Origin of the sequence: Microcoleus sp. N9_A1, assembly GCF_036701795.1 — a bacterium.
Classification (GTDB): domain Bacteria; phylum Cyanobacteriota; class Cyanobacteriia; order Cyanobacteriales; family Microcoleaceae; genus Microcoleus.
This window is the reverse complement of record NZ_JAUBRI010000173.1, coordinates 1-1,803: the sequence shown is the minus strand read 5'-3', so window position 1 is coordinate 1,803 and position 1,803 is coordinate 1. Positions and strand designations below refer to the sequence as shown.

General features: G+C 44.9%; 2 pseudogenes. Both read left to right on the top strand.

Annotated elements, in window-relative coordinates:
• Positions 1-119, top strand: a pseudogene (locus QUA58_RS31220) (IS630-like element ISAcma34 family transposase); the annotation flags it as partial.
• Between the two features lie 6 nt (positions 120-125).
• Positions 126-1,757, top strand: a pseudogene (ltrA, locus tag QUA58_RS31215) (group II intron reverse transcriptase/maturase); the annotation flags it as partial.
• Positions 1,758-1,803 lie beyond the last annotated feature (46 nt).

The window sequence follows — 1,803 nt, the reverse complement described above, 5'->3', positions numbered from 1 at the left end:
GGTTTATAAAATATCAATGGCTCGAAATAGATGCCTACTCTAGCTGGCAATCTCTTGTTTCATCTGTAGAAAAAATTCTTAAAGAATTTGGAGATAATTATGTAATTAATTTTGCTTAACTACTTAACCAAGGCAAGAAAACAGCCGGAGTAGACGGAGTTAAATCACTCTCGCCCGTCCAAAGGCTGGCACTGGTGAAAAAACTTGAGCTAAAGGGGAAGGCTAAACCTACCCGTAGGGTATGGATAGATAAACCAGGGACAGACGAAAAACGTCCCCTTGGTATTCCCACGATATACGACAGGGCGCTTCAGGCGTTAGTAAAACTAGCACTTGAACCGGAGTGGGAAGCACGATTTGAACCCAACTCCTACGGATTCCGACCTGGACGGTCATGCCATGATGCAATCGGGGCAATTTTTGGTGCGATTAAGCAAAAAGCTAAGTATGTGCTGGATGCTGACATTGCTAAATGCTTCGACAGAATTAATCACGGGGAACTTCTCAAAAAGCTAAACACATTCCCAACATTAAAACGCCAAATAGGAGCATGGCTCAAATCAGGAGTGATGGACGGCAAACAGTTATTCCCCACATCTGAGGGTACGCCACAAGGCGGGGTCATTTCTCCGCTATTGGCAAATATTGCCCTTCACGGGATGGAAGAACGGATTAAGCAGATGGCAGAAACTCTGCCAGGTAAAAAACGAGACAATCGCAACTCCCTAAGCCTAATCCGCTACGCCGATGACTTCGTGATATTGCACGAAGACATAACCGTTGTCCAAAGATGTAAAGAGATAATCTCCGAGTGGTTAAATGGCATGGGTTTAGAATTGAAGCCAAGTAAAACACGCCTTGTCCACACTTTAAGAAGACATGAAGGACAGGGCGCTGGATTCAACTTGCTGGGATTCAACATCAGGCAGTATCCAGCGGGAAAATATAACACAGGTTGTAATACCAATGGAAAACCACTTGGATTCAAGACACTCATCAAACCCAGCCAAGAAAAAGTCAAGGTACATTATGACCGGATTGCAAAAGTAATAGAACAGAATAAGGCAGCCTCCCAAGCTGCACTCATAGCCCAAATGAACCCCATCATCAGAGGGTGGGCTAATTATTACAGCACCCTAGTCAGCAAGGAGATATTCTCCAGAACTGACAGTCAAATGTTTCAAAAACTAAAAAGCTGGGGAAAATACCGCCACCAGAACAAGTCGGGTTATTGGATATCCAGTAAATATTGGCAAACCATAGGCGGAGATAACTGGGTATTCGCAACCAGGCAAGAAGGTGAAAACCCACTGCGGTTACTAAAACATAGCGCCACTGAAATAGTGCGCCATGTAAAAGTTAAAGGCGATGCCAGTCCTTATGATGGCAACCTAGTTTATTGGAGTACAAGAATGGGGCAAAACCCTGAAGTACCTAAGACGGTGGCAACACTGCTGAAGAAACAAAAAGGGAAATGTACCCACTGCGGATTACATCTCACAGAACAATCGGTGATGGAAGTTGACCACATCATTCCTAAGTCGAAAGGCGGAAAGAATGAGTATAAAAATATGCAATTACTTCACCGTCATTGCCACGACGAAAAGACAACCAGAGATGGGAGTCTCGGTACAAAATCTGGCTGCAATAGCGCCAAGCCTATACCCATCAAATTGGGTAACAGAGGTATCAACGACAATGACCTTAACACAGAGGAGCCGGATGAGGTGAAGCGCGACGTGCAAAGTCGCATTTGATGAGTAGAGAGCCGTCTCTCTCTGGGGTACTTCTCCTCAGTCCTCG